Source organism: Mucilaginibacter gossypiicola (assembly GCF_900110105.1).
Taxonomy (GTDB): Bacteria; Bacteroidota; Bacteroidia; order Sphingobacteriales; family Sphingobacteriaceae; genus Mucilaginibacter; species Mucilaginibacter gossypiicola.
Map to the genome: position 1 here is coordinate 680,469 of NZ_FOCL01000002.1, position 24,267 is coordinate 704,735.

The window sequence follows — 24,267 nt, forward strand, 5'->3', positions numbered from 1 at the left end:
GGAAAACCCTGAAAATAAAAGAACCCTAACTGAATAATCGGTTAGGGTTCTTTTGTTGAATGTCAACCTAAAACATTCTTGTTTCTTGACTCCTGCTATCCTGCTTCTTTCTCGGCTCTTGAATCTTGATTTCTTGTCTCTTGAAGCTTAATTCCTTCTGTTATTAAACAAAAACGAAGCATAATAAACCAGCGTAGCCAAAGCACTAAGCGCAGCAACTACATAGGTCATGGCTGCCCACCAAAGGGCATCTTTAGCCATTTCATGTTCCTGCCCGGTTTGTACTACAGCATAGTTGTTATCTAACCAGGCCAAAGCGCGGCGACTTGCATCAAACTCAACCGGCAGGGTTATAAAGCTAAAAAATGTAACCAGCGCCAGGGCGGCAACGCCAACTGCCAAAACATAGGGGCTTCCGGAAAAGAACAGCAGCATAATGCCGATGAACAATGTCCACTGGGTAATAGTTGACGCCACATTAATAGCGGGCACCATTGCCGACCGGAAACTTAGCCAGCCATAAGCTTCGGCATGTTGTACAGCATGACCGCATTCATGTGCGGCAACAGCGGCGGCGGCAATGCTCCGGCTGTAAAAAACATCGGTGCTCAGGTTAACTGTTTTTGTTTCGGGGTTATAATGGTCGGTAAGCTGTCCGTCAACACAAATTACCTGTACATCAAAAATACCATGGGCGCGCAGCATCTTCACGGCTACTTCCTGGCCCGATAAGCCAGACATTAAGCCTATTTCAGAATACTGCTTAAATTTACTCCTGAACCGCCATTGTACAATAAAGCTTACCAGGGCAACAATAATCATCAGGAACCAGGCCGAGTTTGGCGCTATGTATCCCATAATTAGTGAAATGTGATTCATATGATTGATAAAAAATATATTTTAAATTAAGTAGTTTAAAACACTGTAAACGTTACAGCTCCTGTTCAAAAATTATTCCGCTTTATTTAAACAATTCCCTTTTTGCAGCCCGATTATTTACTTTTGACAGCAATGGAGCCATCATTTTCATACTGGGAACGCACCGCTTTTACCGATAATGCCGATGTTATTATCATAGGCAGCGGTATTGTTGGCTTAAGCGCTGCCCTGCACTTAAAAAAACAACAGCCAACGCTAAAAGTTTTGGTGCTGGAGCGGGGCTTTTTACCATCGGGCGCCAGTACTAAAAACGCCGGTTTCGCATGTTTTGGTACAGTTTCGGAGCAAATTGAGGTAATAAATCAGTCTTCTGAAGAAGAGGCCATGCGTTTGGTGGCCTACAAGTGGAAAGGCCTGCAACGCTTGAGGGAAAACTTAGGTGATATCAACATAGATTATCATCAACACGGCGGTCACGAACTCTTTATGGATCATGAAGAAAACCATGCCCGCAACTGTATTGATCAGATAGATCATCTCAATAAATTATTGCAGCAAACTATCGGCCGGACTGACATTTATTCAGTAGCTGATGAAAAAGTTGCAGCATTTGGCTTCAGTAAAGTGAAGCATATCATATACAATCCGCTGGAAGGGCAGATACATACCGGCAAAATGATGCGGGCCTTGTTATATAAAATATATGAACTGGGCGTACTGGTACTTAACAATTGCAGCATCTCGGCAATTAAGCAGGAAGATAACGCTATCAGGTTAAATACATCGCAAGGTGTGTTTAAAGCCGGTAAAGTGATTTTAGCTACCAATGCCTTTGCAAGCCAGTTATATCCTGAGCTGGATGTAGTACCCGGCCGCGGACAGGTAATGGTTACCAAACCTGTTCCCGGGCTGAAGCTAAAAGGCACCTACCACTTTAACAAGGGTTATTACTATTTCCGCAATATTGATAACCGGGTATTGTTTGGCGGCGGTCGCAACCTCAATTACAAAGCCGAAGAAACCTGGGATTTCGGACATACCGATGAAGTGAAACAACAATTAATAACCTACCTAAACGAGGTTATCCTTCCCGGACAAAACGTAGAGATTGATTACTGGTGGAGCGGCATCATGGGTTTTGGACAGCAGATCAGCCCGATAGTAAAACAAGTGCAGCCCGGCATTTTCTGTGCGGTGAGGTGTAATGGCATGGGCGTAGCTATGGGGAGTTTGGTGGGTGAGGAAGTGGCGGAGTTGATGTTGAGTTCATAAAACTCCACTTTTAGTAGAAAAGCACAAGTCAGCCGTGCACAAGACTTGCGCCAGTAGCTGTAAACGCATAACAGGATTTATCAAAGCCCACAGCGTGAGTAGGGATTGCGGGCAGGAAAGGCGAGGACTTGCAACGGAAAGCCCGGCCCGTTAGCTAACGGGAACGCCCATATTATGAAACCGATCGAAAAACACTCTTAATAATCAATAGCTTATAATCACGTCATTATAAGATTTATCTTCTCCACCTGACAAAACACTTCTTAGTACACACCGCACAAAATTTTGTTACTTTTGCTCATATTGCTATACTAATTTATGAGCGAAGAAAGATCACTGAACTTTATAGAGGAAATTGTTGAAGAAGATTTGGCTGCCGGTAAAAACGACAACCGTGTACTTACCCGTTTCCCACCCGAACCAAACGGTTACCTGCATATTGGCCATGCCAAGTCAATTTGCCTTAACTTTGGTTTGGCAAAAAAATATAATGGCCTTACCAACCTCCGTTTTGACGATACCAATCCCGTTAAAGAAGATGTTGAATATGTTGACAGCATTAAGGAAGATGTAAAATGGCTTGGCTTTGATTGGGCCAATGAGCTTTACGCTTCCGATTATTTCGACCAGCTATACAATTTTGCTGTCGAGCTGATCAAAAATAACCTGGCGTATGTTGATGACAGTACCGCCGAAGAAATTGCAGCCCAAAAAGGTACACCTACCGAACCGGGTACACCAAATCAATACCGCAGCCGCTCAATTGAAGAAAACCTGCAATTATTTGCCGACATGAAGGACGGCAAATATCCTGACGGTGCCAAAGTACTGCGTGCAAAGCTCGATCTTGCATCACCAAACATGCACCTGCGCGACCCGCTGATGTACCGCATTAAACATGCCCATCACCACCGCACAGGCGATAAATGGTGCATTTACCCGATGTATGATTTTGCACACGGCCAATCAGATGCTATTGAGGAGATCACCCATTCTATCTGTACGCTGGAGTTTGTACCTCACCGCCCACTGTATGATTGGTTCATCGAGAAGTTGGATATTTTCCCGTCAAAACAATACGAGTTTGCCCGCTTAAACCTTAACTATACGGTGATGAGCAAGCGCAAGCTGCTGCAATTGGTTACAGAAGGCCATGTTGACGGCTGGGACGATCCGCGCATGCCAACTATCAGTGGTTTACGCCGTCGTGGTTATACCCCGGCTTCTATCCGCGAGTTTTGCGAACGTATCGGCGTAGCCAAACGCGAAAACATGATAGATGTTGGCCTGCTGGAGTTTTGTATCCGTGAGGACCTGAACAAAACCGCATGGCGCCGTATGGCGGTACTTGATCCGGTTAAGCTGATCCTGGATAACTATCCTGAAGGCCAAACAGAAGTGATGCACGGCGAAAACAACCCCGAAGTTGAAGGCGGCGATGGCAGCAGGGAGTTCCCGTTCGGCCGTGAGTTGTGGATAGAGCGTGAAGACTTTATGGAGGTTGCTCCTAAAAAATTCTTCCGCTTAGGTATCGGGCTGATGGTTCGCCTTAAAAACGCTTACATCATTAAAGGCGAAAGCATTGTTAAAGATGCAGATGGCAACATCACCGAAATTCATTGCAGCTACCTGCCCGAATCAAAATCAGGCAATGACACCAGCGGCATCAACGTAAAAGGCACTATCCACTGGGTGAGTGTTGAACACGCTAAAACTGCCGAGGTAAGATTGTACGACCGTTTATTCCAGGTAGAAGACCCGTCAAACGAAGATGGTGACTTTAAGGACTACATCAATCCGAACAGCCTGCAGGTATTGTCAACCGTATACATCGAACCAGATTTGGTTAATGCCGAGTTAGGCAAACCGGTTCAGTTTATGCGTAAAGGCTATTTTACTTTAGATAAAAACTCAACCGAAGATAAACTGGTGTTTAACCGCACCGTAACGTTGAAAGACGGCTGGGGTAAAAAGTAAGTTATCGCCCCCCTTAAAAATCATGTCATTGCGAGCGCAGCGTGGCAATCGCACGGAAGCATATCCGCCCTGTATAGCATGCGATTGCTTCGTCGTTCCTCCTCGCAATGACATGTTTTTTGTCTTCCGAACCAACAATGGCAAAGCCTTGAGCTTTAAGCATTCTGCCTTTAGCTTCTATTCTCCTTTAAATTCAGCCTTCCGTTTCTCCATAAACGCAGCTACACCTTCTTTAAAATCTTTTGTACCGAAGCATTTGCCGAACTCGGCGACTTCGGTTTCATAACCGTTAACACCATCGGCATAAGCAGCATTGATACTGCGGATGGCTGCGGCAAGCGCCAAAGGGGCGCGGGTTAAAATCTTGTTCAGGATCTCTTCGGCTTTCGCTAATAGTTCTTCGGGGTTAACTACATAAGTAACCAGTCCATATTGCAGAGCATCGGCCGCTGTGATCATATCGGCAGTCAGGATCATTTCCAGGGCTTTACCTTTGCCTACTAATTGGGCAAGGCGTTGAGTGCCGCCATAACCGGGGATCAGGCCTAATGTAACTTCCGGCAGTCCCATTTTGGCATTATCAGATGCTATACGGATGTGGCAGGCCATAGCCAGTTCAAGTCCGCCGCCTAACGCAAAACCATTTACAGCAGCTATTATCGGTTTGCTTCCATTAGCTATTAAATCAAAAACTTCGGTATGCCCTGTGCGTGAAAGCTGTGCGCCACCCACAGCATCAAGTGCAGCAAATTCGCTGATATCGGCCCCGGCAACAAAGGCTTTTGGCCCGGCTCCTGTAATGATAACACCGCCCACCTCCGGGTTTTGAAAAGCTTCGGCAATGGCTGTATGTAGCTCGGCAAGTGTATCTTTATTAAGGGCGTTCAGCTTGCTTTCGCGGTTAATAGTGATGTATTGAATACGGCCCTTGTTTGTTATCAGCAAGTTTTGAAATTCCATGGAGATTAAAAATTACGGTGTTCATGCACCCAACCGGTTATGTATTTTACAATATCCTGTGTGCTTGTTCCGGGTGGAAAAAGTTCGCCTACGCCAAGTTTCTGCAGCTCCAGCATATCCTCATGCGGAATAATACCGCCACCGGTAACCAAAACATCATCCATTTTTTTCTCTTTAATGAGATTGATGATCCGCGGAAATACCGTCATGTGTGCGCCCGAAAGTATGGAGATGCCAATAGCGTCAACGTCCTCCTGCAAAGCGGTGTTCACCACCATCTCGGGTGTTTGGCGCAATCCGGTATAGATCACTTCCATACCAGCATCGCGCAGCGAAGTGGCAATAATGCGCGCGCCTCGGTCATGCCCATCGAGCCCTACTTTGGCAACTAAAACACGGATTGGTCGGTTAAAGGTATTACTCATGAATAACCTATTGGTTTCCGTAAATGTAGTAAGAAAATTATGGAAGTTGTTTAAGTAGTTTGGTCCTAATGAATTGAACAGACACTCGCATCGACTCACCCCGGCATCGCTGCGCTCGCCACCCCTCTCTACGCTTCGCGTAAAGAGGGGATTTCTATTTTTTATTTCCTTATCCTCTTTGCGGCGAAGCCGAAGAGAGGGTCGCCGTGCGAAGCACAGGCGGGGTGAGTCAACTCTGCGCCCTGATTCAACAGATTCAATCCTGTTTAATAGCCGGCAAATTCTTCACCGCTTCCAATAACGCCGCCTCCGAAGCAGCATTAACATTCACCAGGTAAAACAGCTTAGCCCCTTTTGCTGCCGCCCATCGCCATTCAAACTCGTTGACGGATTTTATACTGCCGTTATCAAACCACCATGCCGCATAGATCTTATCCTTCGCTTTGGTAAGTACTCCCCAATAAACCTCACGACCGGCAATAGCCCCTCTTTTTATCTCACTGAAAACATAACCGCTCCCCTGCCAGCAAATCATCGGGTTGTGCTCCAGGCAATAAAACGGGGATGGTTTAACGTAAACCAATGCGCCGGCCTTTTCAAACTTGATTACCCCGCTTTCCAGTACAGCTTTTTTATAACCGGTTAGTGATACGTTGCTTACGTTTTTGTCATTCAGGTCATCCATTGATTTGATGTTGAGAGTTATTACAACCAACATGGCTGCCAATACTAAGTGTATCAACGGAAAGCGCAGTTCATCCGGTGCCAGCCTGATGGTTTTGTAAAACCGGGGATCGATGTACGGCTTTTCGGTCCGTTTTAATACGAATGAAGAAAGGCACAATAAAGGCAATACCACATAAATGAGCAGGCAGATGATCCCGGTAAGGTCGTGCATCAAGGTACCTGCCGGTATTTTGAAAAATACCAGCAGCAGGATGCGGCAAAGGTTGCACAAGATGTTTAGCGCAAAAGTAAACACCAACAAAAACAAGATCCACATCAGGTGCAGTTGCTTTGCCGCTTGCTGCTGGTAATGAGCTATCATGAACAGGCAGATCATGAACGAGGCAGCCAGCATATGCAGACCGGCACATGCCTGATCCACAGAAAATTCGGAACCTTTAAACTGAATGACGTTGCCTGCTGCACTGGCGACCATTCCCATTTTTGCCAATAGCGAGGCGGCTACCCCGCTGAGCCAGATCCTCAACGGGAAACTGAATGTATTACTTATATATTCAAATGCAGGCGAGATCAGCAAGAGCAGCAGGAACAATACCGGACTTATTTTTCCTTTCAGGTTCTCCAAAAAGAGTAATGCTGCAAACAGCAAGGCCAGGAACAAATCTGTTTTAACCGGAAAACAAACAGCTATTGTTGCAAAAATAAGGGCAGGGATAAGGTATCGTAAAGAAGTCCCTCCCCGTTTCACTTTGCAGATATAAGGCACGAGTGCCAGGCCAAGCAGCATATTGGCATCCCACTTAAAATAAATGATACATAGCCTTGCTGTAATGCCAATGTATATTAACCAGCAACTGTTGATGATTAACCTGCTGCCGGTTAATTTAAATGGCACATATTCACGCAAATTATAGCTCCGGCTGAACATGTTTGTTCTTGTATACTAAGAAGTTTATAACTGCTATTACAACCAGTATCAGCAACCACTCGCCGGGTTCGGGTACTGCGCCCGATGATTTTGCGGAAGCATTTTGAAGACTGTTCTTATTTTCATCAATCCCGAAGCGTTCATAATCTTTTTGAGTTTCCAATACAATAAGACTTGAAACCGGCGAGGCTATAAAAGCCTCATTAGCCTCATCGATAATATCCGGCTGCACATAGGTTTTATCAAAATAATGCGGACCAACCTTTTTCATAATGTCATTATAGGCAAACAGCCGTAACAGGTGGTCGGGCGCATTTCCGGCTTTTAAGGTATCGGCAGTTTGCTCAATAACCAAACCCGATTGGGCAAGCACCACATGGGTTGAATCTTCCTGCGAGCGGGTAAATTCATGCTTCGCGAGCCCGTCTTGCAGCGTTGCTACATCACCTTCATTATAAGTAAACACCCGCATCTCCTTCAGTGCTTTTAAATATGGCGTTAGGTTTGTGCCGATATTATATAACTGCAATGGCTTAGCATCGGGCAGATAGCTGGTTAGTGCTTTGCCAAACTCCGATTCATCAAGATCGCCCAGGTTAGGAGAGGTTTCGGCGCATTTGGTAATGAGCAATGAACTTTCAGGATTTTTGATCTCATTAACCGGGAACATACTGAAATTAAGTTTGCCCATCCTGCTGTAAACATGATCGAGGTTCTCCTCAGTCAATGTTTCCAGCTTACCATCATAATAGTATACCTTTTTGGTTTTGATGGCCGGCCAAAGCTCGTCAAGTTCGCTCCTTGTCCAGCTTGCATTTAAATCGAGGTAGATGGCATCCGGGTTAAAGCTTGTTGTTTGCGGCTGATAATCTTTTAGTTGATAGCCTTTGCCCGCAAATGTGAACGGAACACTTGCAAGGGGAGGAGCTTTAAAAGTGATCTGTTCATCGGGCTGATAGGGACGATCGGCAGCGTAAATTCCATTACTGATTTCGTCAAAGCCCGACATGTTTAGCCCTTCAGGCATCCGGGAAAAAGATACCTGGATAGCTTCTACTGCGCCGCCGGGCGATGGGCCATCGAAATAACTGCTTTCATAGGTAAGCATATCGCCTTGCTTACGCAGCGGACTGGTAATACCCACCCGAAATTTGCGGTTTTCTTCGGGTGTACAAGGGAAAATTCGTGCTGTTACGGTATTGCCCTCCTGCCAGTGGATCACTGATGGGTCATACTGTTCAACCCCCACAATCTCGTGATAGGCCGAATCGGCTTTAGCTTGGGTGGTAAGCCTTGACTTTTGTTCTTTACCATCTATCCATAATGATAACGAACTAACAACCGAACCCTCCGGAACATGGAATGTATAAATGGCTTCTTGCTTGCTAAGCCAGGCCCGTACTCCCCGGTTTTCAGTATTATGCACGGTCAGTGTTTTTTCGGTATAAGCTAAGCGGTATTCAGGGAAGATTTTTACATTGGTGATCACGTTGGCTGTTTTTAGCTTATCGCCGCTCCAAAGCCGTTCCTGTGCCTGGTGCCGTGAATCGTACATAGCTTCCAGTATTTTTATCCGTTCCTTTTCGTCAAGGTTTAAGTCGCCGCCAAACAGGCTTGCTATCACTATAAAAGGATCATGTTGCATGGGCTCATCAAATGAGGCTTTATTCCAGTTGCCCCAAAACCAGCTGTCGCTAAGGTTGGCAGTTTTGTACACGATACCTGCTTTAATGATCCGTTGCGCTATGGCATTTTTAGGAATACTTTGACTGATCACCACCCATGTTGGCAGTTTGCCTTCGGACAGTGTATTGTGATTGATAGCAAGATTAACTCCGTTATTAATGCTTTTCCATTGCCATATGAAAATACTGCATGCTACCACAGGTAACAATAAACCGGCCCCCAATGCCATTTTTAATGACTTGTTGCCCCTTACCGCTTTTCTGATAGTAAGAAACGTAGCTATAGCCAAACCCATCGGCACAAAAACATGTAGTGAAAAACCCAGCGCAATGGCAGCAAAAATACCGATGAGATACATGGAGGTAAGGTATACGCTGTAGTAAATAAAAAGCAGGAAAGCTATACCCAGGAAAAATACTAAAACGTGTTTCATCCTTAAACCGAGCTCGTTTATAAACACTGAACTTATAATGGCGATAGTGGAAATACAAATAACAACCGACAGCCAGGTAACCGATGTATTGAAAACAGCGATGCTCAGGTTAAGTGCAAAGGCGCTGATAAACCAGAGAACCAGGAGCAATACCCAATAATGCAGGCGTTTGAACCCTTTAAATATCACCACAAAGAAAAACACAAGGGAGGCCAGGTAATTAAAGCAAAAGGCGCCGAAAGCGATTCCCTCGGTAAGTTCAAAAAGGCCGGACTCTTCAATAACAAAGAGACCGGCAGATATAGTGATTAGGATTAGGCCAAGTTTAAGAACACTGTCTTCAAATAAAATTGCTTTAAGGTTTTTCATATTTTATAAATTAAAAGTACTTTGCATTTCAAAGTTTATAGACAAAAAAAATTATAGCTTTTGTTGCTTGATCAAATTTTCGAGCGCGAGGAGGTGCAGCCTGAAGGCGGAGCGCCCTTTTTCGGATGCCAGGTACCGGGTATTAGGTTTGCGGCCAATGAAAGTTTTTTCCACCTGGATGTATTCTTCCTTTTCCAGCGCTTTCAGGTGCGATGCCAGGTTACCATCGGTAAGGTTAAGCAGTTCTTTAAGCGAGTTAAAGTCGTAGCTTTCATTAGCAACCAATACGCTCATGATTTGCAGGCGGATGCGGTTTTCAAAGGCTTTGTCAAACTGATCTAATGATATCTTCACTTATCGTATCTAAAATGCATTACTGTACCATAAATAATATGGAGCAAGCCAAAACCAATGCTCCAGAAAATTAAGCCGTAGCCCGGCATCACAGCACAAAGCAAACCTAATAAAATCTCCAATATCCCCAAGCTCCTAATGCCCGAATATGTATAATGGCTGCCGGCAACTAACGACATACCGTAAAATATCATTGTAGTGGGGGCCACAACGCCATAATAACCACGGTAAACCAATATCATGGTAAATAAACCGCCGCTAACCAACGGGATTGCCATATTAATGAGCAAACGTTTGCTACCGGCATTCCAAACTGATTGCCCGGTTCTTTTAGCCTTGCGTACCGACAGCCAGATCCCTGTGCCAATTGACAGTACAAGCACGGCAACTGCCACAACAAATAATTTAACAATCAGCAATTCTTCATTGTAAGTATGGCGCTCCCTAAGTGTAGCATACTCGCCCTGCAGCAAATTGTACCCTATGCCTGCGCCAATAAACGCGTAGACGCCGGCCATTACGCCCGAAAGGCCGCTAAGCGAAATAAATTTGGCCGAACGCTCCATCAGGTCGCGGATGGAGCTTAACTCTGCATGAATGTCTTTGTCTTCCATTAAAAGTACTTTGTTGTTCAAAGTTAAATATAAGATTTGAATTTGCAAGAGGGAGAAGGATTTTTCTCAAATTATTTAAATACATCACGTATAGTTAACTCACCCAGTCTGCGCTTCGCTGGCCCCCTCTCTTCGCCTTTGGTGGAAAGTAGGGGTGACCAGCGTATCGATGTCGGGGTGAATCAATACAACGCAGTTTTTATCTAAATTTAATTTTCAGTATTTATTGAAAGTTTAAAACATTTCATATATTTGTTTCAGAAAACACTGAAAGTTATGAAAACGCTCAAAAACCACATGATCCTGTTTGATGCCGAATGCCCCATGTGCCGTGTTTATACCCACGCTTTTGTAAAAACCGGAATGCTTGACCATAATGGCCGCTCTTCATACCAGGAAGAAACACATGCCGGTACATGCCCTGTTTATGACAGGCAACGGGCAGTTAATGAAATAGCGCTGATCAATCTGGAAAGCGGGGAGGTTACTTACGGCGTTAAAAGCCTGTTCAAGATCATTGCGAATACCTGGCCGGTATTTGCTCCCTTATTTGCCTTTAAGCCATTCATCTGGCTTATGAGCAAAGTTTATGCTTTCATATCATATAACAGGCGGGTTATTATCCCCGCTGCCGAAACCGGCTTTGAGTATCAGCCTACATTTAAACTCCATTACCGTTTACTGTATTTGCTGTTTACCTGGTTTTGTACCGGCTTTATCCTTACCGCTTATGCACATCTACTTGTGGGAGTGGTTCCTTTAGGTAACCCTTACCGCGAATACCTGATCTGCGGCGGGCAGGTCCTTTTTCAGGGCGCCGCGATTTGCAGCTTTGATCGCCGTAACCTGTGGACCTACCTCGGCAATATGATGACCATCTCTTTCGCCGGTAGTTTATTACTGCTGATAGGTTTGGGTATGAGTCATCTTTTCCAACTCAGCCCCGTAGTTTATACATTATATTTTATGGCGGTTGCCGGGCTGATGTTCCTGGAACATATCCGGCGTACCAAACTGTTGGGCCTGGGCTGGGTGCTCACCGTTACCTGGGTAACTTATCGCATAGTTTTATTGTTGCTTATTTTAAACCTTAACTGATCATGAAGCCTTATAAAAAAATTGTGCTGGCCGGTGGTAACGGCTACCTCGGCACGGTGCTGGCTAATTACTATCGCGATTTGGCAGATGAAGTGATCATCCTTGCCCGCAAACAAAAACTGGTAGATGGCAATGTGCATACCGCTGTTTGGGACGGCGAAACCGAAGCCGGCTGGACAGTACACCTCGCCAGTGCCGATATGCTGATCAACCTGTGCGGTAAAAATGTAAACTGCCGGTATACCGAAAAAAACAAAAGGGAGATCATCCGTTCAAGGGTAGTACCAACCGAACTATTGGGAAAGGTGATCAATAAAATGGTTAACCCGCCAAAAGTTTGGATCAACGTAACCTCTGCCACCATTTATCGCCACGCCGAAGACCACCCGCAGGACGAGGAAACCGGCGAAATAGGCTATGGTTTTTCTATCGATGTTTGCAACATCTGGGAAAGCACTTTCTTTAAAACAGATACACCCAACACCCGCAAAATTGCCCTGCGAATGGGCATTGTTTTAGGCCGGAGCGACAGCGTTTTTCCGCGGTTGCTTAACCTGGTAAGGTTTGGCCTCGGTGGTAAACAGGGCGATGGGCAGCAATACATAGCCTGGGTACACGAGCATGACGTAGCCCGCAGTACGCAATGGCTACTTGATCACCCCGAACTAAACGGTATATTTAACTGCACCGCTCCCGAAAGCGTAAAAAACACAGATATGATGCGGGCCATCCGCGAGGCTTATGGAGCTCCACTTGGCTTACCAGCTCCACAATGGCTACTGGAAGTTGGTGCTATCGTGATAGGCACAGAAACCGAACTAATATTAAAAAGCCGTTGGGTAATGCCCAAACGTTTATTGGATAGCGGGTTTAAATTTCAATATGAAAAAGCTGAGCATGCGGTGCATGATATTTTGAGTATAAGGGAATGAATAGTTCGGTAATAGTGCATTTTTTGAACCAGACTGGTGCACGTGAAAATTATCAACAGAGCCTTGAAGAATAACAACAATGAAACGACCAGTATATACTATATTCAATGTTATTTACCAAATTATAATATGTTGGCTACTGGTTTTTTTGAATGCATATTATAATGATCTGATTATTCCAGAAAGTTTGGCGCGATCATCGGGAAGAATTGGAATAAAAATACTTATCGCATTGGCCGAAAGTTTATTATTTATATTAATTACCTACGTAATTAATCGAGCCGTCTTAAGTGATCTTGAAGATAAAGAAAGTCAAAAAAGCGTTGCAAACAAAACTGGCAAAGTACAAATAACCATCACAGTGTTTTTTATAGTATCAACAATCCTTAGTTGATAGCTTTAGGTATCATCTTGCACTCGTTGCAAACGAGCGCAAGATACAAATGATTGATGGAGGGCGCGGCAATCGCACGGAAACAGATCCGATCTGTAGCGTATGTTATTACTTCGTTCGGATTAAAATTAGTTATATTAGGCTTAATGAAGTGCTATTTGTCACGAGTATCCGCCCTGCTATTTTCCATTTTGCTGGCCAATAACTTAAGGGCACAGGTAAAACCCAATAACTACACTGATTACCACGTGCACCTGCAAGATTCAGCCACAGTGCAATTGGGATACCGCATGATGAAGGCTTTCCACCTGAAAGCTACCAAGATGGATTCGCTTTGCTTTGACGCTGACACCATTATCAAGCGACTTGATAAGGCAAAGTTTTATTCGGCCTGGATCATATCAAATGCCTATTGGTTTGGTTCGCCGGTAACACCCGTGGAGAATGAATACGAAGAAGTAAAAAAGCAAAACGATTGGATAGCCGCGCAGGCTGCACGAGATCTCGACAGGTTGAAAGCCTTTATGAGCGTCAATCCGTTAAAGCCGTATGCCATAGGCGAGATTGAACGCTGCGCTGCCACCAAACGCTTTGCCGGCCTCAAGCTTCATTTTGCCAATAGCAAGGTTAATCTTTTTGATAAAGCCCAGGTTAAGCAGTTGCAGAAAGTATTTGCTGTTGTTAATAAATACAACCTGCTTTTGCTCGTTCATTTCCGTAACGGCCAAAAGTGGGATGGTATAGCGAACACCGAAATTTTATTAAAACAAATACTGCCTTTTGCAGGAAACACCAAAGTGGTTATCGCTCACATGGCCGGTTGGGGCGGTTACGACCGGCAAACCGATAAAGCGTTAGCATTAATTGCAGCTTATCTGCATTCAGGCAAAACGCCTCACTTATACCTCGATATCAGCGCCGTTTTCCCGCTCGGTTCAGATAAAGACCCCGTCAAACCCATCAAAGGCAGGGTAACCTGGCACCCGTTGATCGCCCTCAAAAAACAGATCGAAAAGATTGGTACAGATCATATCGTATTCGGAACCGACTGGCCGTTAACAGATATCGATACGTATATCAAAATGTTGAATAAAAGTTTAGGTAAACAAACTACTCAACAGATATTGAATACGCGGGTGGTTGCCAACTGAATGTTTAAAACCTTGCCGTCTTTTTAAACAATAAACTCAACATGTCATTGCGAGAAACAGCAGGGGAATGAGTAATGGGGTGACGCGGCAATCCCGTAGCCAATCCATAGCGGCTTTGCATATCCGATAGAATAGCTACGAAACTGTCAAGCTGCACTTACAATGGCGGTTTTATTTTAAAAGCGTTTCACCGCCTTCTAAACATCTACCAGGATATTCAACGTGGCGTATACATCAGGGTACTCTTCGAGTTTAAGTTAACCCACAAAATTCACCAACCTGAAAGTTCAATAGGAGGCACCTACGGAGCCAAAAAAAGCCTTCTTTTAATGCTATAAACACGTGGCCCCGCTGGGGCCGGCAAGGTTTTGTAAGATAATCAGTTATTAATTGGGATGTTTAAGGACAGATGCACCAGAGGTGCAAAAGGTTTGTAGCATAAAAATTATAGAAATACCCTTTGCCCCAGAGGGGCAAAACAGAATGCCTTGCTGATTAAACGGCAAAACAATTTTGTGGGTTAACTTAAACTCGCAGAGGACCCTGATGGGACGTTAAATAAATTCGGGGACGGTTACCCATTATTTTCCTTCTTCTTCACCTCCTTAGTCATCTTCAAAGTCAAAAATAAGAGCAACCCTAACGAAACGACGATCGCAACCCAAATCAATATGGTATAATCTTTTCCGGCCGGTTTGGCAGTTACGGCATAGTCAGTGTTTTTAATAACAGCTTCATGTTTTATAACCGGAGTGTTCTCCCTGATGCTATCGGCAAAAAATTTAAGATCATACTCGGGAGCTTGCGCCAGGGAATCTCCAACCATGAACCGGTAGCTTTGCTTAGCCTCCAAATAACTGATCAGATATTCATCAGATTGATATGCTTTGATCTCTCCGATGCTCAGCGGCTGGCTATCGCCATTGCTTATCTCTATCAGCAAGTGATTGGTTTTAGCGGCGATCAGCAGATCGGGTGATTTATCGGAGGATAATTCAGCTTCGCTCAGCAATTCTTTGCCCTTGTTCACAAACTGGTAAACCGCAACGCCACGTTTATAATACCTCGGCGCACTGATGCTGAGGTGCAGTTTGTTTACCTGGTAATTATCATTCAGCTTAATGTCAATAAAGGTTGTTTTATTACTATCGGCACGGATAATATTTACAGGTGTGATAGCTGTATAGCCTTGCGCTGCCGATGCATACTCGGTATAAATGCCGGCTTGTAAAAACTTAACCGGGCTCTTATTTTTATCGTTTACCTGGATTTTTAAATAACGATAGTTACTTGCCGGGAAGGATAAGGATTGCAGGTAAGTGCCCTCACTGTTTTGTACTGCTTCCTGTAGCGGGATATCTTCCTGAATGGCGAACCACTGATTGAGATCATCGCTACCCAGCAGGTTTACTTTGCGTTTTACGGCGGTATTTTGCAACCTGATCCAAAGGCGGTCGAGCACCAGTCCGGTTTTATTTTCGACAATGAAAACAGTACTGGTATCAGTTTTAGGGGTATTGCTTATCTCCGGGAAAACAACAAAGCTTTTCTGGCTTTTTTGTGGGAGACTGCCTGCCTGGATGTAAGGCACAAAATTACCTTTCGCATCTGCAATGCGAATATCCGACAGATCGGGTCTGGCTTTTGCCACCAAACCGGGTTGTAAGCCAATACGGTAAAAGCCGGTGCTGTCAATTTGTTGCAGCGCGGCTTTATATTTAAAGTTTTTTTGTGCCGATGCCGGTAATATCGCCCCGCAAAGCAGCAGTATAAAAAGTGTTAGCCTATTCATTTTTCTTAGCTTCATCATCGGCAATGGATTTTTTTGCTGTTCGCTGGTACATAAATGCCACAATGAGGAGCAATACCCCCAAACAAAAGAAAGCAGCTATTTTACCCCAAACCGGGATGTTTTTAATATCGAACAAAAATAGTTTTACTAAGGTAAGGGAGAACAGCGTCAACGAGGCCACCCGCATTACCCGCAGCTTGTACCTCATGCCCAGCCACATCAGCGCAAAGGAGAGCAGTCCCCATAATACCGGCAAACCTGTTTTTACATATACAGTTTCTATTTGATCGATAGAATTTGCTTTACTGTAGAATAGCAGGTTGCTCATCAAGCTTACCTCAAAGCTTAAAAATAAAACAACGCCGGCGCTCAATAACCAGGTGAACACTTTTTTTAGGCCTTCGTCCATTGTTTGCTGACACAGGCGGATCACCCTGTAAAACAGCAAGCCCGTAAATACAGCCCCGATCCAATGTGCCATGAAATGGCTTGTTGATGGCTTGCCGCCTTCAAGCATTAAATGCTGCAATGAATAATATTGCGGTGTAAGCACCAGGTAAACTGTTACGCAGATGAGCAGAATGGTAAGCTTCACGCCACCGGCAAAATTGATGACCTCTACTTTAGGTGATATCGTGTAATAGATAAATACAAACACCGGCGTATAAACCATCATATATAAAATATTAACGTTGGTATCCGGGTAATGGTTCAGGAATTGGTGGTTGATCTCCAGCAGGCCACTTAAAAACAAGAGTACAAGTGCTGCTACCCCAAAAAGCTGCTCGGTGAAAACTTCGGTATGCACTTGTTTAGTAGCGTCTCTTTTAACCAATACCGAAAGTAAAAATGAACTGATAGCAGCAAATGCCGTAGTAATGAATCCTTTATTAGCTATTATGGTAAGGCTTTGGCTATAATTACCATAAGTTTGATACAGGTCCATAACCAGGCTTAACAACATGGCTATCCATAAAAAAACGGATGTATATTTCATGAGCTGGATTCCCGAGCGCAGGTACAGCCAGTAAAGCAGCACCGTTTCCGAAGCCCAGAAAATGGTAATGTTATTGCCGTGCAACTGAATAGGCGCAGCCAATGAAATAAATGTCAGCGTAATGCCTATAAGCAGGTACAGGATATTGGTATCCACCTTACGGTTGCGGAACAGGATGTATGACAGCACCAGGTTCACTACCGCCAAACTCACGCAAAATAAACCACGGTACTGCTCATCATGCATCATGGTTAACAGGTACAGGCCGGCAGCAAAATACAGCCCGGTATTGATAAGCAGGATACTGAAATCGGATGCGATGAATTTTTTGTTCTCCCGCACATTGTTAGCAATGTTGATGGCAAAGTAAAGTGCGTAAAAAATGCTGGCGTAAATGAAACCGAAATGATAGGTAGCCGGGGTAAGCGTGTACAGCACCGTCGAAAAAACAATTACCGTAAACCCAAACGAAACGATATTAAGTATCCGCCATGCTTTGTAATAGGCGATAATGAGCAGCCCGGTATTTAATATCAACAGGTAAATGAACAGGCCGTTGTAATTAGCGCTCCCATTACTCACCATAAACGGACTGGCAAAGCCGCCAACCAGGGCAATTACCGCCAGCTCCTGCTTATCATATAATAAAGAAAGCAGCACCGCAAAAATGGTGATCACAATTAAAATGATGAACGCCGTTGTTTGGTTAAACAAATGAAACTGCTGAAATGCCAGCGTTATGGTAAAGTAAAATACAGCCAAACCGCCGCCTACCAGCACCGAACTGAATGCCTTATAACTGTTACGGAGCGCATGCGCAACACCAATTAAAATACCACCGCAAACAATGCCAATGCCTACGCGGCCAACTAAGCCTATCCAGTCGTTATCAATAGCGTATTTTACAAAGAAACCAATAGCCAGTACCAGTATGGCTATACCTATTTTATTGATCAGGTTTTCGCCAATGAATTTCTCCAGATCGGGATGGCGCTCAAAGAATGATAGTTTGGGCTCAACCTGCTTTGCCGGCTCAAAATCGCGTGTTTTTATAGGGCGATTGATAATTGACCGGCTATCTTCAATAACTTCGGGCTGCCTTTCAATTTTTGGCGGTGTGGTTGGTGCTGGTTTTATTTCGGCCTCAACCGGAGGTTGCGGTTCAACAACAGGTGGTTCAGCAATGACAGGTATAGCCGGCGTTACAGGCGGAATCGGGGTGATAACCGGTGTTGGGCTTTCGGTCTTTTTAATATCTTCGGTAGCAGGGGGCCGGGTTATTTTCAGTTGTTCAATAATACCTCTTAGTTCGAATATTCTAAATTCCAGTTCCTTGATCTTATTGTTTAAACTGCCCTTGTGGTTCAGCATCATAATAATGATAACCACTAATAAAAAGACGGCTAATACATCCATAGTTTTAGGTTTGTAAAAAATAAAGATAACGGAATTATAAGATAATCCACTATCGGGCCTGTTTTGGGTCGCTTTTAAACAGGAGGCACCTATGGAGCCATACATATACATCTTGCTTTCTACAAACATGCTACTCCTGCGGAGTTATAGTCGTATACTTTTTAAACTCCGCAGGAGTAGCATGTTTGTAGAAATTAAAATCAAAGAGAATTGGCTCCGTAGGTGCCTCCTATTACAACAGCTTTTAAAACCGATATCCTTGCTCTTAATCATTAAGCATATTGCATATAAATTAGTGTTGCTTTAATTGTAATTTAGCTGTGCAGCCAATTACCTACAAACCGCACTATTCATGAAAGCATTTTTCAAGCACAGCTTTATTGCCGTTTTTCTTTTTACCACATCATTCGTCTATGCGCAATCCATCAATCCCGCGCTTTTAAAACACCAATGGAAAGCCTTCTGGATCACAGCTCCTAACGAGTCGCTAAAAGATTACGGGGTTTATTATTTCAGAAAAAGTGTTGAGCTCGCCGCTAAACCGGCTTCCTTTGTTGTTCATGTATCTGCCGATAACCGCTATAAGCTTTATGTTAACCAAACGCTTGTTTCATTAGGCCCGGCACGTGGCGATACCTATTATTGGAACTATGAAACGGTTGATCTGTCCCCATACCTTCAGCCGGGCAAAAACCTCATTGCGGCTGTGGTTTGGAACGATGGCGATTACCGCCCGGAAGCGCAAATCTCCTTACAAACGGGATTTATTATGCAGGGAGATAGCCCGAACGAGGAGCTTATTAACACTAACAAAACCTGGAAGTGTATCCGCGATAAATCATTTCAACCCATTATAGGCATCGGCTGGTACACTTATTATGTTGCCGGGCCCGGCGAACGGGTAGATCTGAATCAATCCATTAAAGATTGGAATGCCACGGGGCTTGATGACAGCAGTTGGAGAAACGCTATCCATATTGATAATGGAAATCCCAAAGGTGTAACCAATGCCTTTGGATGGATGCTGGTACCATCGTCAATACCTGCCATGGAAATGACGAATCAGAGGATCCCGGTTTTACGAAAGGCCGATGGTGTAACAATCCCAGCTTCGTTCCCTGCAAACAAAACTGCGATCACTATTCCGGCCAATACATTGGCTACTTTACTGCTCGATCAAACCTATTTAACCAACGCTTTTTTAACGCTTAATTTCAGTAAGGGAAAAAATGCAGGGATCGGCATAAGTTATACCGAATCATTATTCAAAACTTTGACCAGCTCCGACGGCCCCGTAAAAGGTAACCGGAATGATGTGGATGGGAAGATTTTTGTTGGTCGTCGGGATAGCATCATCTCAGATGGTGCTTCCGGTAATTCATTCACTACTTTAACCTGGCGCACATTCAGGTATATCGAGGTAAAAATAACAACCAAAGACGAGCCATTAATTATTGATGATATTTACGGAACGTTTACCGGGTATCCGTTTAAAATGAATGCCAAACTGGAAACGCCAAACCCCGAATTACAGCAAATGCTGGATATAGGCTGGCGCACCGCCCGTCTTTGCGCTGGTGAAACCTATACCGATTGCCCGTACTATGAGCAATTACAATATGTAGGCGATACCCGCATACAGGCGCTGGTATCTTTTTATAACAGTGGCGATGACAGGTTGGTGCGCAATGCCATCAACCAAATGGATCATTCGCGTTTGGCCGAGGGGATTACACTGAGCCGTCACCCTTCATTCTCGCCTCAAATTATTTCGACCTTTTCTTTATGGTATATAGGTATGCTGCATGATTACTGGATGTACCGGCCCGACAGCTCGTTTATAAAAAATAAGCTGTCCGGCATGCGCGATGTGCTTAACTTTTTCAGCAAATACCAACAGGCTGATGGCTCATTGAAAGATACCCCTTACTGGACATTTGTTGACTGGGTGAGCGATAAAGGTTGGGATTTTGGCCAGGCACCCAAAAGCGCCAAAGGCACATCGGCTATATTGGATATGCAATTAATGTGGGCCTACCAGCAAGCTGCCGAAATGGAAGCAAAAATGGGCATGCCTGCATTTGCAGCAATGTATAAAGCCAAAGCAGCACAGTTAAAAATCGCCATCCAAAACAAATACTGGGATGCAGGCAAAAAGCTTTATGCCGATACCGAGGATAAGCAATTGTTCTCTCAGCATACCAATTCTATAGCGGTACTTGCTGGCATGGTAAACAACCTAACAGCTCATGATATCAGCTTAAAGCTATTAAATGATAGTACGCTCACCAAATGCACCATCTATTTTAAATATTACCTGCACCAGGCTATGGTAAAAGGAGGATTGGGCGATGAATATTTAAATTGGCTAAATATATGGCGTGATAATATCAAAATGGGCTTAACTACCTGGGCCGAGATCTCCGATCTTGACCATAACCGTTCTGACTGTCATGCCTGGGGCGCAAGTCCTAATATTGAGTTTTACCGTACTGTTTTAGGAGTTGATAGTTATGCACCCGGCTTCAGCAAAATAAAAATTGAACCGCATTTGGGGCAGATCAAAAACATTAGCGGCGAGGTACCACATCCAAACGGAAAAATTCTCGCTAAATATCTGTTCAACAAGGGAAAATGGAACATCAGCATAACCTTACCAGGCAACACATCGGGCATTTTTGTATGGAAAGGGAAAACTTTTACGCTAAAAACAGGTAATAACAGTTTAATCATCTGAAAAAACTAACGGGGTTATTAACATTTTACCTTAATTACATTGTTTTTGCCACGCATAAGTAAAATACTTTTAAAAATTAAATTGGTAAATAAAAGCAACGCTAACTTTACCTTTGTTGCTCATAGAGGGATAAATTGATTTTATCGCATTATTTAACAATTTGATATTATTAAAATGTGATATTTATGCGCTGGGGACTAAGGGTTTCACCAAATTGCTAACCAGCTAAATAAATTACGCTAAATGAAAAAAACACCATCCCAATTAAGGGTTCTCTCAATCGATATCGGTGGTTCACACATTAAAGCCACTATCCTGAATAAAAAAGGGGATTTAAAAATGGAGTATGACAAAATTGCGACTCCCGCTCCTGCAAATCCCGAAAACGTTATAAAAGCTATCAACACCCTTGTAAAGGATTTTCCGGCATATGATAAAATATCGGTTGGCTTTCCGGGTTATGTAAAAAACGGGGTTGTTAAAACTGCGCCTAACCTGGGTACCGATTATTGGGCAGATGTTGACCTGAGCAAAAAGCTGGAAAAAGCATTGGGTAAACCTACACAGGTAGTAAACGACGCCGATATGCAGGGCCTTGGCGTAGTTGCCGGTAAAGGCCTTGAAATGGTGATAACCCTGGGCACCGGTTTTGGTACTGCTTTGTTAATGGACGGTCATTTATTGCCACACTTTGAGCTGGCCCACCTGCCGATAAAGGAGGGCATTACCTATGATAACTATATAGGCGAGAAGGCTTTGGAGAAAGAAGGCAAAGAAAAATGGAATAAGCGTATGAAAAAGGTTTTCAAAATACTGAAAACTGTATTCAATTACGATACTTTATACATTGGCGGCGGCAATTCAGACGAGCTTACTTTTAAGCTTGATAAAAACATGAAAATAGTTACCAATGCCGATGGTATCAAAGGCGGCGCAAGGCTTTGGGTTAGCGAAGACGAAAGCAAAACCAAGCGCAAAATTGCAACGCCTACCGAATAAATTAAAAACTAACACTAACTACAATACCTGACAAATAAAATGGAAAGCAAACAAGACATAGAAAAATTGGCGATAGATACCGTAAGGGTATTAGCTGCCGATGCCGTGCAAAAAGCAAATTCGGGCCACCCTGGTACAGCCATGGCACTTGCGCCGATGGGCCACGTTTTATGGACAAAGTTTTTGAACTATAACCCTAAAAACCCTGATTGGGCAAACCGCGACAGGTTTATCCTTTCGGCTGGGCACGCTTGTATTTTACAGTACAACTTTTTGTATTTAACCGGCTATGATCTTTCTTTAGATGATATCAAACAATTCCGCCAGCTAAACAGTAAAACTGCCGGTCACCCGGAATATGGTTTGGCTCCGGGTGTTGAAGTAACTACCGGTCCGCTGGGACAGGGTTTTGCCAATGCTGTAGGTTTTGCCATCGCACAAAAACACTTGGCGGCACGTTACAACAAGCCAGGTTTTGAGCTGTTTAACTACAATATTTACACCATCTGCAGCGATGGCGATTTGATGGAAGGCGTAACTTCTGAAGCTGCATCGTTAGCCGGTCACCTGCAATTGGGCAACCTCATTTATTTATATGATGATAACCACATCTCCATTGAAGGCAGTACCGATATTGCATTTACTGAGGATGTAAGCGCCCGTTTCCGTTCATACGGATGGCATGTACAGGACATCGCCGATGTTAATGATACCCATGCGCTTGAGCTGGCTTTGATCAACGCCAAATCTGAAACCCAGAAACCATCATTTATCCGCGTTCGTTCGCTGATAGCTTATGGTAGCCCTAACAAATCGGGTACCGCAGGCTCGCATGGTTCACCGCTTGGTGCCGATGAAATTAAATTGGTAAAACAGTTCTTCGGTTTTGATCCTGATAAATCATTCAACGTGTCTGACGAAGTATTGGATTACTACCATACCAAAGGTGCAAGAGGTGCTGCTGTTGAAGAAAAATGGAACAAATTATTTGCCGATTATAAAGCAAAATTCCCTGAATTAGCTGCCGAATATGAAGCTGCCGCGAAAGGCGAACTACCAGCCGGATGGAAAGATAAACTACCGGTATTTAAAGGTTCAGATCCTAAAATGGCAACCCGCCAGGCATCGGGCAAAGTGTTGAACGCTATCGCTCCGGCATTGCCAAACCTGATTGGCGGTGCGGCCGATCTTGCCCCATCAACAGAAACCAACCTGAAAGAGTACGATTCATTTACATCAGAAAACCGTGCAGGCCGTAATTTCCACTTTGGTATCCGTGAGCATGCCATGGGTTCGGCTTTAAATGGTATGGCTTTAACTAAAGGCCTGCTTCCTTTTGGTGCTACCTTCCTGATGTTCTCAGAATATATGCGCCCGCCAATCCGTTTGGCAGCCATCATGAAAATCAACCCGATCTTCGTTTATACCCATGACAGTATTGGTTTAGGCGAGGACGGTACTACCCACCAGCCTGTTGAGCAATTAGCTTCTTTACGCTCGATACCAAACTTAACCGTGATCCGCCCGGCTGATGCCAACGAAAGTGCACATGCATGGCGTGTTGCTATCGAGAAAAAAGGCGGCCCAACCGTATTGATTTTTACCCGCCAGGGCTTACCTATCCTTGACCAGGATAAATATGGCAAAGCCGAAAACCTGGAGAAAGGCGCTTATGTACTTTCTGAAGGCAGCAAAGGACCAGATCTGATCCTGATCGCTACCGGTTCGGAGGTAGCACTAATCATGCAGGCTCAGGAAAAACTGGAAGCCGAGGGCATCTCAACCCGCGTGGTAAGTATGCCATCATGGGAGCTGTTTGAAAAACAGGATGCGGCTTACAAAGAGTCGGTATTCCCGAAAGCAAGCAGAAAACGTTTGGCTGTTGAAATGGCATCACCAATGGGCTGGCATAAATACATCACCGACGAAGGCGATATGCTTGGCATGACCACCTTTGGCGAATCAGCCCCTGCCGAAGACCTGTACAAACACTTCGGCTTTACTGTTGATAACGTTGTTAAAAAAGCAAAAGCCCTTTTATAGAGGCAAGAAATCAAGAGTCAGGAATCAAGAATTTTCCTGGCTCTTGATTTTAAAAAATATACAAGTAAGAGTCAAACAGTAAGGAGATAAGTTTTTCTTCTTATCTCTTGGTTCTTGACTTCCT

The 24,267-nt window shown here is 44.2% G+C and carries 18 protein-coding genes; 9 read left to right on the plus strand and 9 right to left on the minus strand.

The genetic code is table 11. The features are described from left to right. Positions 1-147: 147 nt before the first annotated feature. Positions 148-879: a zinc metallopeptidase gene (locus BMX50_RS08240; RefSeq protein ID WP_091210016.1), complete on the minus strand. Its 732-nt coding sequence runs from the start codon at positions 877-879 to the stop codon at positions 148-150. Positions 880-1,011: 132 nt separating this feature from the next. Here BMX50_RS08240 and BMX50_RS08245 point away from each other — a divergent pair, with 132 nt between their 5' ends. Both BMX50_RS08245 and BMX50_RS08250 read left to right on the plus strand, forming a co-directional pair. After that, the gene (locus BMX50_RS08245) at positions 1,012-2,151 is read left to right on the plus strand and encodes an NAD(P)/FAD-dependent oxidoreductase (protein ID WP_091210017.1); all 1,140 of its coding nucleotides are present in this window, start codon (positions 1,012-1,014) and stop codon (positions 2,149-2,151) included. 318 nt (positions 2,152-2,469) lie between these two features. Continuing rightward, positions 2,470-4,128 carry a glutamine--tRNA ligase/YqeY domain fusion protein gene (locus tag BMX50_RS08250; RefSeq protein ID WP_091210018.1) on the plus strand — a complete coding sequence of 553 codons (1,659 nt, stop codon included), beginning with the start codon at positions 2,470-2,472 and terminating at the stop codon, positions 4,126-4,128. Positions 4,129-4,305: 177 nt separating this feature from the next. Here the strand turns inward: BMX50_RS08250 and BMX50_RS08255 are convergent, their stop codons facing one another. From BMX50_RS08255 to BMX50_RS08280, 6 genes are all read right to left on the minus strand, one after another. Beyond that, entirely contained in the window at positions 4,306-5,088 is a 783-nt protein-coding gene (locus tag BMX50_RS08255; RefSeq protein ID WP_091210019.1) for an enoyl-CoA hydratase/isomerase family protein, read from the minus strand. Between the two features lie 5 nt (positions 5,089-5,093). Continuing rightward, positions 5,094-5,513: a cobalamin B12-binding domain-containing protein gene (locus BMX50_RS08260; protein ID WP_091166978.1), complete on the minus strand. Its 420-nt coding sequence runs from the start codon at positions 5,511-5,513 to the stop codon at positions 5,094-5,096. 256 nt (positions 5,514-5,769) lie between these two features. Then, positions 5,770-7,128, minus strand: a complete 1,359-nt coding sequence (gene xrtN / locus BMX50_RS08265) for an exosortase N (protein WP_091210020.1) — start codon at positions 7,126-7,128, stop codon at positions 5,770-5,772. After that, on the minus strand, positions 7,109-9,616 hold the full coding sequence (locus BMX50_RS08270) for an XrtN system VIT domain-containing protein (RefSeq protein WP_091210021.1): 2,508 nt from the start codon (positions 9,614-9,616) through the stop codon (positions 7,109-7,111). Before BMX50_RS08270 ends, xrtN begins: the two co-directional genes overlap by 20 nt. 51 nt (positions 9,617-9,667) lie before the next feature. After that, positions 9,668-9,970 carry a winged helix-turn-helix domain-containing protein gene (locus tag BMX50_RS08275; protein ID WP_091210022.1) on the minus strand — a complete coding sequence of 101 codons (303 nt, stop codon included), beginning with the start codon at positions 9,968-9,970 and terminating at the stop codon, positions 9,668-9,670. After that, complete coding sequence (locus BMX50_RS08280) at positions 9,967-10,584, minus strand: hypothetical protein (RefSeq protein ID WP_091210023.1); 618 nt, start codon at positions 10,582-10,584, stop codon at positions 9,967-9,969. The genes BMX50_RS08275 and BMX50_RS08280 overlap by 4 nt, the downstream gene beginning before the upstream one ends. A 276-nt stretch (positions 10,585-10,860) precedes the next feature. Between BMX50_RS08280 and BMX50_RS08285 the strand changes: the two genes are divergently transcribed. The 4 genes from BMX50_RS08285 to BMX50_RS08300 all read left to right on the plus strand — a co-directional run bounded on the left by BMX50_RS08285 (position 10,861) and on the right by BMX50_RS08300 (position 14,159). Next, a complete protein-coding gene (locus BMX50_RS08285) occupies positions 10,861-11,682 on the plus strand; it encodes a DCC1-like thiol-disulfide oxidoreductase family protein (protein WP_091210024.1) in 822 nt (273 codons plus the stop codon). Between the two features lie 2 nt (positions 11,683-11,684). Beyond that, complete coding sequence (locus tag BMX50_RS08290; protein WP_091210025.1) at positions 11,685-12,614, plus strand: TIGR01777 family oxidoreductase; 930 nt, start codon at positions 11,685-11,687, stop codon at positions 12,612-12,614. Between the two features lie 79 nt (positions 12,615-12,693). Further along, positions 12,694-13,008 (plus strand): hypothetical protein, encoded by a 315-nt coding sequence (locus tag BMX50_RS08295; protein ID WP_091210026.1) that lies wholly within the window; start codon positions 12,694-12,696, stop codon positions 13,006-13,008. A gap of 158 nt (positions 13,009-13,166) precedes the next feature. Continuing rightward, positions 13,167-14,159, plus strand: coding sequence for an amidohydrolase family protein (locus BMX50_RS08300; protein ID WP_167667843.1), 993 nt, complete (start codon positions 13,167-13,169; stop codon positions 14,157-14,159). 574 nt (positions 14,160-14,733) lie between these two features. Here the strand turns inward: BMX50_RS08300 and BMX50_RS08305 are convergent. Both BMX50_RS08305 and BMX50_RS08310 read right to left on the minus strand, forming a co-directional pair. Beyond that, positions 14,734-15,951 (minus strand): DUF3999 family protein, encoded by a 1,218-nt coding sequence (locus BMX50_RS08305; RefSeq protein WP_091210028.1) that lies wholly within the window; start codon positions 15,949-15,951, stop codon positions 14,734-14,736. Beyond that, positions 15,944-18,364: a DUF2339 domain-containing protein gene (locus tag BMX50_RS08310; RefSeq protein WP_244280901.1), complete on the minus strand. Its 2,421-nt coding sequence runs from the start codon at positions 18,362-18,364 to the stop codon at positions 15,944-15,946. The genes BMX50_RS08305 and BMX50_RS08310 overlap by 8 nt, the downstream gene beginning before the upstream one ends. A 352-nt stretch (positions 18,365-18,716) precedes the next feature. Between BMX50_RS08310 and BMX50_RS08315 the strand changes: the two genes are divergently transcribed. The 3 genes from BMX50_RS08315 (at position 18,717) to tkt (ending at position 24,143) form a co-directional block, all read left to right on the plus strand. After that, positions 18,717-21,101 (plus strand): alpha-L-rhamnosidase-related protein, encoded by a 2,385-nt coding sequence (locus tag BMX50_RS08315; protein WP_091210029.1) that lies wholly within the window; start codon positions 18,717-18,719, stop codon positions 21,099-21,101. A 243-nt stretch (positions 21,102-21,344) separates the two neighbouring features. Beyond that, complete coding sequence (locus BMX50_RS08320) at positions 21,345-22,100, plus strand: ROK family protein (RefSeq protein WP_091210030.1); 756 nt, start codon at positions 21,345-21,347, stop codon at positions 22,098-22,100. 39 nt (positions 22,101-22,139) lie between these two features. Then, entirely contained in the window at positions 22,140-24,143 is a 2,004-nt protein-coding gene (gene tkt / locus BMX50_RS08325; protein WP_091210031.1) for a transketolase, read from the plus strand. Positions 24,144-24,267: the final 124 nt, after the last annotated feature.